This is a genomic window from Streptomyces sp. NPDC086766 (genome assembly GCF_044746005.1).
GTDB lineage: Bacteria > Actinomycetota > Actinomycetes > Streptomycetales > Streptomycetaceae > Streptomyces.
Map to the genome: position 1 here is coordinate 307,522 of NZ_JBIVBI010000006.1, position 12,607 is coordinate 320,128.

Annotated in this window: 12 protein-coding genes; 5 read left to right on the forward strand and 7 right to left on the reverse strand. The window is 74.2% G+C overall.

All coding sequences use genetic code 11. The features are described from left to right. Window positions 1–105 precede the first annotated feature (105 nt). On the forward strand, window positions 106–1,122 hold the full coding sequence (locus tag ACIPM1_RS14360) for a PAC2 family protein (RefSeq protein WP_402433603.1): 1,017 nt from the start codon (window positions 106–108) through the stop codon (window positions 1,120–1,122). A 182-nt stretch (window positions 1,123–1,304) separates the two neighbouring features. Here ACIPM1_RS14360 and mshC read toward each other — a convergent pair whose 3' ends face one another. The 4 genes from mshC to ACIPM1_RS14380 all read right to left on the reverse strand — a co-directional run bounded on the left by mshC (window position 1,305) and on the right by ACIPM1_RS14380 (window position 4,839). After that, on the reverse strand, window positions 1,305–2,534 hold the full coding sequence (gene mshC, locus ACIPM1_RS14365; RefSeq protein ID WP_402433607.1) for a cysteine--1-D-myo-inosityl 2-amino-2-deoxy-alpha-D-glucopyranoside ligase: 1,230 nt from the start codon (window positions 2,532–2,534) through the stop codon (window positions 1,305–1,307). Between the two features lie 145 nt (window positions 2,535–2,679). Beyond that, complete coding sequence (locus tag ACIPM1_RS14370; protein WP_402433609.1) at window positions 2,680–3,498, reverse strand: SCO1664 family protein; 819 nt, start codon at window positions 3,496–3,498, stop codon at window positions 2,680–2,682. Continuing rightward, the gene (locus ACIPM1_RS14375) at window positions 3,462–4,052 is read right to left on the reverse strand and encodes a DUF3090 domain-containing protein (protein ID WP_356189917.1); all 591 of its coding nucleotides are present in this window, start codon (window positions 4,050–4,052) and stop codon (window positions 3,462–3,464) included. The genes ACIPM1_RS14370 and ACIPM1_RS14375 overlap by 37 nt, the downstream gene beginning before the upstream one ends. 100 nt (window positions 4,053–4,152) lie before the next feature. Further along, window positions 4,153–4,839: a histidine phosphatase family protein gene (locus ACIPM1_RS14380; protein WP_356189915.1), complete on the reverse strand. Its 687-nt coding sequence runs from the start codon at window positions 4,837–4,839 to the stop codon at window positions 4,153–4,155. Between the two features lie 62 nt (window positions 4,840–4,901). On the opposite strand from ACIPM1_RS14380, the gene corA reads away from it, so the two are divergent. After that, entirely contained in the window at window positions 4,902–5,906 is a 1,005-nt protein-coding gene (gene corA, locus ACIPM1_RS14385) for a magnesium/cobalt transporter CorA (RefSeq protein ID WP_402433614.1), read from the forward strand. A 32-nt stretch (window positions 5,907–5,938) separates the two neighbouring features. Here corA and ACIPM1_RS14390 read toward each other — a convergent pair whose 3' ends face one another. Together ACIPM1_RS14390 and ACIPM1_RS14395 are read right to left on the reverse strand one after the other, a co-directional pair. After that, window positions 5,939–6,727 carry a ferritin-like domain-containing protein gene (locus ACIPM1_RS14390; protein ID WP_402433617.1) on the reverse strand — a complete coding sequence of 263 codons (789 nt, stop codon included), beginning with the start codon at window positions 6,725–6,727 and terminating at the stop codon, window positions 5,939–5,941. 229 nt (window positions 6,728–6,956) lie between these two features. Beyond that, window positions 6,957–8,012 (reverse strand): LLM class F420-dependent oxidoreductase, encoded by a 1,056-nt coding sequence (locus ACIPM1_RS14395; RefSeq protein ID WP_356189910.1) that lies wholly within the window; start codon window positions 8,010–8,012, stop codon window positions 6,957–6,959. A 177-nt stretch (window positions 8,013–8,189) separates the two neighbouring features. On the opposite strand from ACIPM1_RS14395, the gene ACIPM1_RS14400 reads away from it, so the two are divergent. After that, window positions 8,190–9,173, forward strand: a complete 984-nt coding sequence (locus ACIPM1_RS14400; protein WP_402433620.1) for an aldo/keto reductase — start codon at window positions 8,190–8,192, stop codon at window positions 9,171–9,173. Further along, a complete protein-coding gene (locus ACIPM1_RS14405) occupies window positions 9,170–11,518 on the forward strand; it encodes an ATP-binding domain-containing protein (protein ID WP_402433623.1) in 2,349 nt (782 codons plus the stop codon). Before ACIPM1_RS14400 ends, ACIPM1_RS14405 begins: the two co-directional genes overlap by 4 nt. A gap of 67 nt (window positions 11,519–11,585) precedes the next feature. On the opposite strand, the gene ACIPM1_RS14410 is transcribed toward ACIPM1_RS14405, so the two are convergent. Continuing rightward, window positions 11,586–12,347, reverse strand: a complete 762-nt coding sequence (locus tag ACIPM1_RS14410; protein WP_402433626.1) for a hypothetical protein — start codon at window positions 12,345–12,347, stop codon at window positions 11,586–11,588. Window positions 12,348–12,394: 47 nt separating this feature from the next. Between ACIPM1_RS14410 and ACIPM1_RS14415 the strand changes: the two genes are divergently transcribed. Next, window positions 12,395–12,583: a DUF5703 family protein gene (locus tag ACIPM1_RS14415; RefSeq protein WP_356195371.1), complete on the forward strand. Its 189-nt coding sequence runs from the start codon at window positions 12,395–12,397 to the stop codon at window positions 12,581–12,583. Window positions 12,584–12,607: the final 24 nt, after the last annotated feature.

Consider the following 12,607-nt stretch of genomic DNA (forward strand, 5'->3'; position numbering starts at 1 on the left):
GGGGCAGTGATCCGGTCACTCCCCCGTGCAAGGGGGCTGCGGTCGCCCCCGCCGCACGCCGTAAGGTTGGGACGTACGCGAGGGCACGTCGGAAGGAGGCACTGGGTGATCGAGCTCGAGGGGGTTCCCGAGCTGATCGACCCGGTCATGGTGGCCGCGTTCGAGGGCTGGAACGACGCCGGCGACGCCGCCTCCACCGCGGTCGCGCATCTGGAACGGGAGTGGAAGGGCGAGGTGTTCGCGGCGCTGGACGCCGAGGACTACTACGACTTCCAGGTGAACCGCCCCACGGTGTTCATGGACGGCGGCGTCCGCAAGATCACCTGGCCGACGACGAGGCTGTCGGTGGTCCGGATCGGCGGCGAGAAGCCGCGCGACCTGGTGCTGGTCCGCGGCATCGAACCGTCCATGCGCTGGCGGTCGTTCTGCAACGAGCTCCTCGGATTCGCGCACGAACTGGGCGTGGAACTGGTGGTCGTCCTGGGCGCCCTGCTCGGCGACACCCCGCACACGCGCCCGGTCCCGATCAGCGGCACCACGTCCGACTCGGACCTGGCCCGCCGCATGGATCTGGAGGAGACCAAGTACGAGGGGCCGACCGGCATCGTCGGCGTCCTGCAGGAGGCCTGCACGCACGCGGGCATCCCGGCGGTGTCGCTGTGGGCGGCCGTCCCGCACTACGTCTCGCAGCCGCCCAACCCCAAGGCCACGCTGGCCCTGCTGAACCGTCTGGAGGACCTGCTGGACCTGCGCATCCCGCTGGGCGAACTGGCGGAGGACGCGCGCGCCTGGCAGGTGGGGGTGGACCAACTCGCGGCCGAGGACAGCGAAGTGGCCGAGTACGTCCAGACGCTGGAGGAGGCCCGGGACACCGCGGAGCTGCCGGAGGCGTCGGGCGAGGCGATCGCCCGCGAGTTCGAGCGCTACCTGCGCCGCCGCGACGGCGGTTCCCCGGGCGGGCACGCGACCGCGGACGGCGCCGAGGGCGGCTCGTACCGGCGGGACAGCCCCGGCGGCCGCGGCCGGCCCCCGAAGCCGCCGAAGCCGGGGACGGGCCCGGGCCCGGCGTCCGGGTCGGGACCGGCCCCGGGACCGGACGACGAGGACTCCTCCGAGGACTGAGGGCGGCCCGGCGAAGACCTCGGGGCCGGGCGGGCCGCGAAAGGCCGGAAACGGGTCAGGGGCGGTGCGCTTGCCGCGCACCGCCCCTGACGGCGTCTCGGGTGCCCTCGCGGGCCGGAGCCCCGCGCGGGGTCAGATCCCGCGTGGATCAGGACCCCGCGTGGATCAGGACCCCGCGTGGATCAGAGCGCCACGCCCAGCAGGGCGTCCACGGCGCGGGAGACCAGGCCCGGGGCGCTGATGTCCGTGCCGCCCCGCTCCTGCTGGAGCGCCGCCCAGCGGTCGACCGCGGCGAGGGCGGCAGGGGCGTTCAGATCGTCGGCGAGCGCCTCGCGGATCTCCTCGACCAGCGCGTCGGCGGGCGGGCCGTCCGGCCGGGAGACGGCCGAGCGCCAGCGGTCGAGGCGCGCGACGGCGTCCTGGAGCACCTGGTCGGTCCACTCCCAGTCGGACCGGTAGTGGTGCGCGAGGAGCGCGAGCCGGATGGCGGCGGGGTCCACGCCGTCGTAGCGCAGCCGCGACACGAAGACCAGGTTGCCCTTGGACTTGGACATCTTCTCGCCGTCCAGGGCGACCATGCCGGCGTGCACATAGGCCTTGGCCATGGGGAACTCGCCGGTCAGCACCTGGGCGTGCGAGGCGCCCATCTCGTGGTGCGGGAAGGCGAGGTCCGAGCCGCCGCCCTGCACGTCGAAGCCCATGCCGAGATGGTCGAGGGCGATGGCCACGCACTCGATGTGCCAGCCGGGCCGGCCGCGGCCCAGCGAGCCGCCGTCCCAGCTCGGCTCGCCCTCACGGGCGGCCATCCACAGGATCGGGTCGAGCGGGTTCTTCTTGCCGGGCCGGTCGGGGTCGCCGCCGCGCTCTGCGGACAGCAGGCGCATCGCTGCGGCGTCCAGGCGGGACACCTTGCCGAAGTTCGGGTCGGACTCGACCGAGAAGTAGACGTCCCCGTCGAGCTCGTAGGCCGCGCCGAGGTCCCGCAGCCGCTCGACCAGCGGGACGATGCCCGGTATCGCCTCCACGGCGCCTATGTAGTGCCGCGGCGGCAGCATCCTGAGGGCGGTCATGTCCTCGCGGAACAGGGCCGTCTCCTGCTCGGCCAGCGCCACCCAGTCGACGTCGTCGCGCTGCGCCCGCTCCAGCAGCGGATCGTCGACGTCGGTCACGTTCTGGACGTAGTGGACCTGCCGCTTGGTGTCGAGCCACACGCGCTGCACCAGGTCGAACGCGTTGTAGGTCGCCGCGTGACCCATGTGGGTCGCGTCGTACGGGGTGATGCCGCAGACGTAGATACGGGCGACGGGACCGGGGTCGAGGGTGACGAGGCCGCCGGTCGCGGTGTCGTGGATCCTCAGGTCGCGGCCCTGACCAGGCAGGGCGGGGACCTCGGAAGCGGGCCAGGCATGCATGACATGAGCCTAACCGGACCGGAGTTCCGTATACGAACCGGATCGCGCCGCACGGCCGCGAAGGCGCTCTCGCACCGGCCCCGGCGGGTGGGCCCCGAGCGCGGTGGGGTGTGGCGGCCGGGGCGCCCCGGCCCGCCGGGGTGCCCTAGACCGGTGGCCAGGGAATGGCCGGCCATTCCCCGTTGGGCTCGGGGTGTCTGCCGGAGGCGAGCAGGGCGTCGACCCGCGCGCGGGTGGCGGCGACCTCGGCCGGGGTGATCAGGGCGGCCAGCCGCAGGGCCAGGCTGCCGCCCTCGCCGAGGGCGTCGCGCAGGCCCTTGAGGACACCGACGGCCTCCGGGGGCAGCGGCTCGCCCGCCCAGCCCCACAGCAGCGTCCGCAGCTTGTTCTCGGCGTTGAAGGTGACCCCGTGGTCGATGCCGTACAGCCGTCCGTCCGGGGCCGGCAGCAGATGGCCTCCCTTGCGGTCGGCGTTGTTGATCACCGCGTCGAGCACGGCCATCCGGCGCAGCCGCTCGTCGTCGGCGTGCACGAGCAGGGCGGTCCGCCCCTCGCCGACCTCGGCGAAACCGATCGCCTTCCAGCCGGGACCGGGCTCCTCCTCGTCGACGAGGGCGAGCAGCTCGGCGTCCGGCGTGGCCTCGATCCACAGCTGGCACATGCCCTCGCCGTAGGGGCCGTCGCGGAGCACGGTGGGCGGCACCAGGCCCCAGCCGGTCGCCTCGGAGACCTCGTACGCCGCCACCTCGCGCCCGGCGAGCGTGCCGTCGGGGAAGTCCCACAGCGGGCGCTCCCCGGCGACCGGCTTGTACACGCAGGACGCCTCCTGTCCCGCGTGCGCCACCGTGCAGAACAGCGCGGCGTTGGAGGCGTCACGGATGCGGCCGCGCACCGTCAGCTCGCCCTCGGCGAGCAGCTCGGCGGAGGTCACGCTCCGCGGCGGTATCCGTTCTGGCGCGGACATACGTGTCCTTCCGGATCGAGCGGGAGGCTGCACAGCGGGCACGGCGGCCGCCCGGCGTTGACGACGTCGAGGGCGCGCTTGGCGAAGGCCCGGGCCTGCGCGCCGGTGAGCCGGACCCGCAGCATCGGGGGGCCGTTCTCCTCGTCCTGCAGCAGGCGCTCCTCGGCCTCGGCGAGGTCCTCCTCGGACTCGGCGTCGAGCTCGACCAGGGCCTGCGCCTCGACGATCATGCGCTGCTCCTCGCCGTCCCAGGCGAGCGCCATGGTGCCGACCCGGAACTCCTCCTCGATGGGGGTGTCCAGGGGACCGGTGTCGGAGACCTCGGTGGGGGCCACGGCCGGGACGGAGGCGCTGCCGCCGCTGCGGCGCAGCACCTCGTCGAGCAGTTCGTCCATGCGCTCGGCGAGAGCGGCGACCTGGGTCTTCTCCAGGGCCACGCTGGTCACCCGGGAGCCGGCGGTGGCCTGGAGGAAGAACGTACGGCGCCCGGGCAGTCCGACCGTGCCGGCCACGAACCGGTCCGGGGGGTCGTAGAGGAACACCTGACGGGACACGTCCTGTCTCCATGGGATCGAGGGGGGAGCTGGTGGAGGTGAGGGGGGTGGTGGCGGCCGCTGCGTCACCGTGACCGCTTCACCCTACTGCGGCCGACGATCACGGTGCGCCCGCGCCGCCCCCGACCGGTGCGTCGTCGCCCGGGGGCTCCTCGCGGGGCGCGAGGGACGCGAGATCGCCCGTGTCGCCGAGCCGTACGAGGAAGGGCCGCAACCGGGTGTACCGGATCGCGGTGACCGAACAGGGTTCCACGGAGATCCGCTGGAACAGGTCGAGGTGAAGTCCGAGCGCGTCCGCGACGAGCGACTTGATGATGTCGCCGTGCGAGCACATGAGGTACACCGCGTCGGCGCCGTGGTCGCGCTCCACCCGCGCGTTCCACTCGCGGACGGCCTCCGCGGCGCGGGTCTGCATCGCGCGCATCGACTCGCCGCCGGGGAAGGCCGCCGCCGAGGGGTGCGCCTGCACCACCTCCATCAGCGGTTCGTCCTTGAGCTCGGCGAGCTTGCGTCCGGACCAGTCGCCGTAGTGGCACTCCCCGATCCGCTCGTCGGTGTGCGCGGTCAGGCCGGGCCGGGCGTCGAGCAGCGGTCGCAGGGTCTCCCGGCAGCGCTGCAGCGGGCTCGTGACGACCTCCGCGATGGGCAGCTCGGCCAGTCGCCGGGGCAGCGCGGCGGCCTGCGCGGCCCCGCGTTCGTCCAGGGCGACGCCGGGCGTCCAGCCGGCGAGCAGTCCGGCGGTGTTGGCGGTGGAACGTCCGTGCCTAACGAGGATCAGCGTGGGCATGCGGCCCAGGGTAGGCGTAGGGGGAACACCGGCGGGGGCCGGGCGAAAGGAGGACACGCTCTGTGATCGTCGACTGTGCCATCTATCACGACGGGCACCGGACGGAGGGCCCCGAGGACTTCTCCGACGCACTCGACACGGCGCGGGCGGCGGGCGGCTTCGTCTGGATCGGCCTGCACGAGCCGAGCGAGAAGGAGTTCGGCCACGTCACGGACGAGTTCGGGCTGCACCCGCTGGCCGTCGAGGACGCCCTGAAGGCGCACCAGCGGCCCAAGCTGGAGGTGTACGACGACTCGCTGTTCGTCGTGCTGAAGCCCGTGCTCTACGAGCCGCGCAGCGACACGGTCTCCACCGGGGAGATCATGGTCTTCCTCGGCGACTCGTTCGTGGTGACGGTCCGCCACGGCGAGGGCGGCGGGCTGGCCGCGGTGCGGCAGCGGCTGGAGCAGGAGCCGGAGACGCTCGGCCGGGGCCCCACCTCCGTGCTGTACGCGATCTCCGACAGCGTGGTCGACCACTACCTCGACGTGGCGACCGAGCTCCAGACGGACCTGGAGGAGCTGGAGGCGGAGGTCTTCTCGCCGGAGGGCGGCGGCTCGCGCCACACCGCGTCCCGGATCTACAACTTCAAGCGGCAGATCACCGAGTTCCGCCGGGCCACCGGACCGCTGGCGCTGCCCATGTCCCGGCTGGCGGGCACGGGCGCGGGCAGCACGTTCGGCACGGGCGTGCCCTTCGTGGAGGACCGGGCGCGGCCCTTCTTCCGCGACGTCAGCGACCACCTGACCCGGGTGAACGAGTCGGTGGAGAACCTGGACCGGCTGGTCTCGGACATCCTCTCGGCGCATCTCGCCCAGATCAGCGTCCAGCAGAACGACGACATGCGGAAGATCTCCGCGTGGGCCGCCATGGCCGCGATCCCCACGATGCTCGCCGGCATCTACGGCATGAACTTCGACCACATGCCCGAGCTGCACTGGGTCTGGTCGTATCCGGCGGTGATCACGGTGATGGCGGTCATGGAGGTCCTGCTGTACCGGCTGTTCAAGCGGCGGGGCTGGCTGTGAGGAGCGCCGGGCCGCCGGGGGGGGAGGCGCGCTCAGACGTATTCCGGCGCCGGTGCGGCGGGCCCGCCGAGCGCGTCGCGCCGGTCCGGCATCGACAGGCTCACCATGCGGTGCCAGCCCGCGAACCGCTCGTAGGCGTAGACGACCCGGATGCCCGCCGCGAGCAGCGCCGACTTCGCCCTCGGCCAGCCGAGGATGCGTCCCATACGGGCCATGACGGCGAGGCTGACGTCGCGGTGGATCCGGATCTCGGCGAGCGCGCAGGCGCGCAGCGCGCGCTGGATGGTCCGGCCGTGCCCGGCGGCCGCGAGGCGCAGCAGTTCCTCGTGGCAGTAGGCCAGGTGGGCGTCCTCGTCGTGGGAGATCATCCTCACCGCGCGGCCCACGTCGGGGCGGTCGGCGAAGTACCGGCACAGCAGCTGCATCTGCTCCGAGGCTCGCTGTTCGGTGACCCGGCTGTGCGCCAGGTAGACGACGATGTCCTCCTCGGTGAGCGGGGTGTCGCCCTTGAGCTTCTCGTGCGCGAGGCCGATGCCGTGCCGTTCCAGGAGCATCGTGTAGTCGGTCTCCTCGGGCACCGGGACGGGCTCCAGGCCGCGCTTGCGCAGCAGGGCCCGGAAGATCCTGCCGTGCTTGTCCTCGTCCGCCCCGTGGCGGGCGATCCTGGGCGCGAGGGCGCGCTCGCCGGGGGGCACCAGCGCGGCGATGCGCCCGTTCTCCCAGCCGCCCTGCGCCTCCCCGCTGGCCGCGATCGAGCAGAACAGCCGGAACGACTCGTCGTTGTCGAGGATCTCCTGGAACAGACTCTTCGCCGAAAGCATCGTGGGCACCTCTCTGCCGGGCTCCGCGAAGAACGAGTCAAGTGCGGCCGCGGGGACCCCGCAACAGCAGTGCCGGACCACTGCGCCGAACGGGGGAAGCACGAACTCGCGCCGGGGGCGTAACCGACCGGGGCCGCGGGCGTTGTTCTCCGTGACGGCCGTGGCGGGGAAGACCCCCGAGCCCCCACCACGGCCGCGAAAACCTCCCGCGCGGATCAGGCCGCGCGGATCAGGCCAGCCCGGCGCGCTCCAGCGCCTCGGTTCCGGCGCGGAGCGCGGCCAGCCTCTCGTCGAGCGTGAAGCCGGCCGGGGCGAGCGTGAGGGTGGTGACCCCGGCCGCCGCGTAGGCCTTCATCCGGTCCGCGATCCGGTCCACGGACCCGAGCAGCGTGGTCCGGTCGATCAGCTCGTGCGGGACGGCGGCCGCGGCGCCCTGCTTGTCGCCGGACAGGTACTTGTCCTGGATCTCGGCGGCCTCCTTCTCGTATCCCATGCGCCGGGCGAGCTGGTTGTAGAAGTTCTGCTTGCGGCTGCCCATGCCGCCGACGTACAGGGCGGTGTAGGGGCGGAAGGTGTCGGCGAGGGCGGTGACGTCCTTGTCGTCGCCGAGGGCGAGCGGCAGGGTCGGGCAGACGTCGAAGCCCTCCAGGGTCTTCCCGGCCTTCTCCCGTCCGGCGCGCAGGTGCTTGACGGCCGTCTCCTCGAGGTGCTCGGCCGAGGGGAAGATGAGCAGCGCGCCGTCCGCGATCTCGCCGGTCTGCTCCAGGTTCTTCGGGCCGATCGCGGCGATGTAGAGGGGGATGTGCTCGCGCTGCGGGTGCACGGTCAGCTTGATCGGCTTGCCCGGCCCACCGGGCAGCGGCAGCGTCCAGTGCTCGCCCTCGTACGTCAGCCGCTCGCGGGTCATCGCCTTCCGCACGATCTCGACGTACTCGCGGGTGCGGGCGAGCGGCTTGTCGAACTTGACGCCGTACCAGCCCTCGGACACCTGCGGTCCGGAGACGCCGAGGCCGAGCCGGAAGCGGCCGCCGGACAGCGAGTCCAGCGTGGCGGCGGTCATCGCCGTCATCGCGGGCTGCCGGGCGGGGATCTGGAAGATGGCCGAGCCCACGTCGATGCGCTCGGTCTGCGCCGCGACCCAGCTGAGGACGGTGGCCGCGTCCGAACCGTAGGCCTCGGCCGCCCAGCAGACGGCGTAGCCGAGCCGGTCCGCCTCCTGCGCCACCGCCAGATTGTCCGCGTCCATCCCGGCACCCCAGTAACCGAGGTTGATCCCGAGCTGCATCCGCATCCCCTTACCGATCAGTAACGTCCCTTGTGCGGGGAACACTAGCGCGGGGTCCCCGGATACGGCAGGCCGTGGCCGGGGCCGCGCCGGGTATCGAACGGCCGTCGCCCGGGCGGGAAATCGGTTGTCCACAGGCAACCCGCGGCCCACCCCTGGCCAGTAATCTCGGCGTTCATGGAGCAGAGGCATCTCGGCCGTACGGGTCTGCGCGTCTCCCGCATCGGCCTCGGCACCCTCACCTGGGGCCGGGACACCGACGAGCACGACGCCGCGGACCTGCTGAAGGCGTTCTGGGAAGCGGGCGGCACCCTGGTCGACACCGCCGACGTGTACGGCGACGGCGAGGCCGAGTATCTGCTCGGGCGGCTCACCGAGGGGCTGGTTCCCCGCCGTGACCTGGTCATCTCGACGAAGGCGGGCGGCGTCGCGGACCCGGACCGCCGCTTCGACGGCTCCCGCGGCCACCTGCTCGCCGCCCTGGACGCCTCCCTCGCCCGGCTGGGCACGGACTACGTCGACCTCTGGCACGTCCACGCCTACGATCCCCACACGCCCCTGGAGGAGACCCTCCAGGCGCTCGACCTGGCCGTCAGCAGCGGCCGGGCGCGCTACGTCGGGGTGTGCGACTTCTGCGGCTGGCAGCTCGCCAAGGCGGCGACCTGGCAGCTCGCGGCGCCGGGCGCGCGGACCCGGCTGGCCGGCACGCAGATGGAATACTCGCTGCTGCAGCGGGGCGTGGAGCGCGAGGTGCTGCCGGCCGCGCTCGACCTGGGCATCGGCCTGCTGCCCTCCTCCCCGCTCGGCCGCGGGGTGCTGAGCGGCAAGTACCGCAACGGCACGCCTCCGGACTCGCGCGGCGCCTCGGACCACCTGGCGCCGTTCGTCGAGCCGTATCTCGACGACGCCGCGCGCCGCATCGTGGACGCCGTGGCGACGGCGGCGGACGGGCTCGCGGTCACCCCGCTCCAGGTGGCTCTCGCGTGGGTCCGGGACCGGCCCGGGGTGACCGCCCCGATCGTCGGCGCGCGCAACGCGCAGCAGCTCACGGCGGCGTTGTCAGTGGAGGCGCTTAGTCTTCCTTACGAGATCTGCCGGGCGCTCGACGACGTGTCGGCGCCCGTGCACCGCTATCCCGATCACGACTGGAGCACGCTGTGAGCACGGACCCGGAGACCACGGAGCAGGCCGAACCGGGGACCCCGGACACGGACTCGGCGGCCGAGGGGGCGGACGTGGCGGAGGCCGGTCCGGTGGCTGCGGGAGCCGACGTGGCGGACCCCGGCGCGGCGGGCGAGGGAGCCGGCGCGGCGGGCGTCCGTCCGGTGGCGGGAGACGCCGGGCCCGCGGACACCGACCCCGGTTCCGCGACGGCGGACGAGTCGGACGCCGGTACGGCCGAGGAGGCGGGCGGGGACGCCGGGGGGCTGTCCGAGGCCGAGGCCGAGCTCGCGGCCCAGCGGGTCGAGCGGGAGCGGATCGCGCGGCGCAAGGCCGAGAGGAGGGGGCCGGTCGAGAGCGGGTCCAAGCTCAGCGGCAAGGCGGCCGACCTGCTCGCCGCGGTGCGGGCGGTGGAGGGCGGCGAGAAGCCCGTGGCCGGCGTCTTCGCCGAGCCGGAGCCCGCGCCGCGCCGTGCCGCCCCGGAACCGGCCCGGCGCCCGGGGCCGGCCCCGGCCGGGCCCGCCCCCGTGCCCGCGGCGCCCGCGGCCGTGCCGCCCGAGGCCGTGGACGCGGTGCGCCGGGTGCTCGCCGAGGGCGGCGCCCCGGAGCCGCTCGCCCCCCAGGCCGCGGCGGTCCTCGGTGCGGACGCGGACGACCGGCTCCGCTCCGACCCCTGGCTGCTGCTGCGCGTCAGCGGCGTACGGCCCGAGCACGCCGACGGGTTCGCCCGGGCACTGCTCGGCGCGGAGTGCGGCCCCGGCGACGAGCGGCGCGGGCGGGCCTTCACCCTCTGGCTCCTGGAACAGGCGGCCCTCGCCGGGCACACCGCACTGGAGGCGTCCGCACTCACCGCGGCACTGGCCCAGCGGGGCGTCCCCGATCCGGACGCGGCCCTGCAGAGCACCCTGGCAGAGGGCGAGGCCCTGGTCTTCCAGGACGCCCTGGAGGAGCCGGGCGCCCCGGCCCGGCAGCGGGCGGCGGCACCGGACGCGGAGGACGACGCCGGCGGCGAGGCGGACGAGGAGCGCCCGGTGCGCGTCCTGGTCGGCCTGGAGCGGTACGCGCTGGCCGAGGAGAGCCTGGCCGACGGACTGGCCAGACTGGTCAACTCCGTTCCCAAGGAGGACGGTTCGGTCGAGGGCTGGGAGCGCGCCGCGTCCGCCGCACACGGTTCCGCCGCCGAGCTGATCCGCGCGGTCGCGGGCCACGGCCTGGTGCTGCACACCGGTGGCGAGGCCTCCCGCGCCGAGCCGGCGCGGCTGGTGCACGAGGCGCACGGTCTCGGCCTGCGCGCCTGGGCCGCCGCGCACAACCCGCTCGGCCGGGACGCCTTCGCGGCCCTCCTGGCCCCGTCCGGCCGCCCGGCCGGTCCGGCGGAACCGGCCGCGCACCCCGTCGCCACGGTGGCCGGCCTCCTGTCCGGCGCCGAGGGGCCCGGCCGGGACGCCGACGGTGCGCTCGACCTGGACCTCCTCGTCGTGCTCGACGCCCCCCAGCTGGACGTCGAGACGGCGGCCCTGCTGGTGGAGTCGCTGCCGGACGGGGCCCGGCTGGTGCTGGCCGGGGATCCGGCCGTGCTGTGGTCCGTGGGCCCCGGGCGGGTCTTCGCGGATCTGCTGGCGGCGCGGGTGTGCCCGCAGATCGCCTCGCGGACGCCGGACCCGGGTCCGCTGGGCGAGCTGGTCTCGGGCATCGGCGTCGGCGAGCTGCCCCAGGTGGCGGCGCCCGGCAAGGAGGTCGTGATCGTTCCGGTGCGGGACGCGGGCGAGGCCGTGCACCGGACCGTGCAGCTCGTCGCGGACTCGGTGCCCCGGGCGATCGGCGTCCCCGCCGGGCAGACGATGGTGATCACGCCGGGTCACGGCGGCTCCGCGGGCACCCGCGCGCTGAACGCGGCGCTCAAGGAGCGGCTCAACCCGGGCCCGGGCCGCTTCGGCGGCTTCGACCCGGGCGACCGCGTCGCCTACTCCCCCGCCCCCGGGCGCACGCTGCCCGGCGAGGTGGTGGGGGCCGACGCCGAGGGGCTGCACCTGTCCTGCGCGGGGGCCGCGGTGGTCGTGCCGAGGGAGCGGGTCGACGGCTGCGTACGGCACGGGTGGGCGCTGACCGCCCATCAGGCCGCGGGGGGCCGGTGGCCGGCGGCGGTCGTGGTGCTGCCCGGGGACGCGGCGCAGGCGCTGAGCCGCCCCTGGGTCTACACGGCGTTCAGCCGGGCGAGCCGCCATCTGTCCGTGGTGCAGGGCGTGGAGCAGGCGCTGCCGAGAGCCGTGGCCGAGGTCCCGGCCCGGCCCCGGACGACCCGGCTGCCCGCGCTGCTCGCCCCGCAGGTGCCCGCGGCCGGCTGAGAGCACGGACGAGGGCGGTGGCCGCGGGACGCCTCCCCGCGGCCCCGCCCTCGTCGGGCGCGCGGACTCAGCGGTCCGCGTCGAGCGGCTCCAGGTCCTCGTCCTCGTCGAGATGCGTGTCGAACTCGGTGTCGAGGTCGTCGGCCAGGTCGTCGGGCGCCTCGTCGTCGATGTCGTCCTCGTCCGGGTCTTCCGGGCCGTCCTCGTCGTCGGCGTCCAGATCCTCGTCGAAGACCGCGCTGACGTCGAAGCGGCACACCACCGCCTCCGGGTCGACCTGCTCGAAGGGCGCCTCCAGCCAGTCGCCCGGGTCGGCGGGCTCGTCCGAGGCCGTGACCCAGAGGGTCGAGTCGCCCTCCTCCAGGCCGAACTCCTTGTGTCTGGAGGCGATCTCGTCCGGTTCGAACTCGCCGAACAGTATGCCGAGCGCTCCGTGGACCGTGTCCGAGGCATCCCCGCCGAGGCTCGCGCCGACCTCGGAGTCGGCCGCCTCCACCCGCTGGGCCTGGGACCGCAGCCGCTGCGGCTCGACCACGGCGTAGTCGCGGCGGATCAGCACACTGATCGCGCTCGGTTCCTCGGGGCCCGCGTACGGCGGCAGCACGTCGTCGCCGGGGATCTCGAAGGGCGTGACCTCGTCGTAACGGTCGTAGAGCAGCTCGTCGTACACCTCTGCGGCCGCGGCCAGCTGGTTGAACGCCTCGTAGACGGCCGGGTCGTCCTCTCCCGACCTGCGTTCGACCGCGGCCAGGTGGCGGTCGAGCGCGGTCTTGACCGCCTCGGCGGCGGCGCGTACCTCGGCAACGGTGGGCTGCGCAGCATCAGACATAGTGCAGACGCTATCCGTACCGGGCCCCAGCCCGCACAATAGATGCGATGCCGGAATACGAATTTGTCGACGTGTACCTACCGCGCGGGGTGTCCCGCAAGGAGACCACCCGCCTGCTCACGGAGCGTGCCGAGTACGGACACTGGGAGCTGTACCGTCTGAGCCTGCTGCGCGACGGCAGCCGCAGGGTGCGGCTGCGCCGGCGGATCATCCGCCAGGTGCGCGCCACGTGGTGAGCCGGGACACCAGCGGGCCCCGCA

Excerpts from the sequence above, each read along its gene's own strand:
- ACIPM1_RS14415 (WP_356195371.1), top strand. The coding sequence starts at position 12,395 with ATGCCGGAATACGAATTTGTCGACGTGTACCTACCGCGCGGGGTGTCC.
- ACIPM1_RS14390 (WP_402433617.1), bottom strand. The coding sequence starts at position 6,727 with ATGCTTTCGGCGAAGAGTCTGTTCCAGGAGATCCTCGACAACGACGAG.
- ACIPM1_RS14410 (WP_402433626.1), bottom strand. The coding sequence starts at position 12,347 with ATGTCTGATGCTGCGCAGCCCACCGTTGCCGAGGTACGCGCCGCCGCC.
- mshC (WP_402433607.1), bottom strand. The coding sequence starts at position 2,534 with ATGCATGCCTGGCCCGCTTCCGAGGTCCCCGCCCTGCCTGGTCAGGGC.
- ACIPM1_RS14380 (WP_356189915.1), bottom strand. The coding sequence starts at position 4,839 with ATGCCCACGCTGATCCTCGTTAGGCACGGACGTTCCACCGCCAACACC.
- ACIPM1_RS14395 (WP_356189910.1), bottom strand. The coding sequence starts at position 8,012 with ATGCAGCTCGGGATCAACCTCGGTTACTGGGGTGCCGGGATGGACGCG.
- ACIPM1_RS14370 (WP_402433609.1), bottom strand. The coding sequence starts at position 3,498 with ATGTCCGCGCCAGAACGGATACCGCCGCGGAGCGTGACCTCCGCCGAG.
- ACIPM1_RS14400 (WP_402433620.1), top strand. The coding sequence starts at position 8,190 with ATGGAGCAGAGGCATCTCGGCCGTACGGGTCTGCGCGTCTCCCGCATC.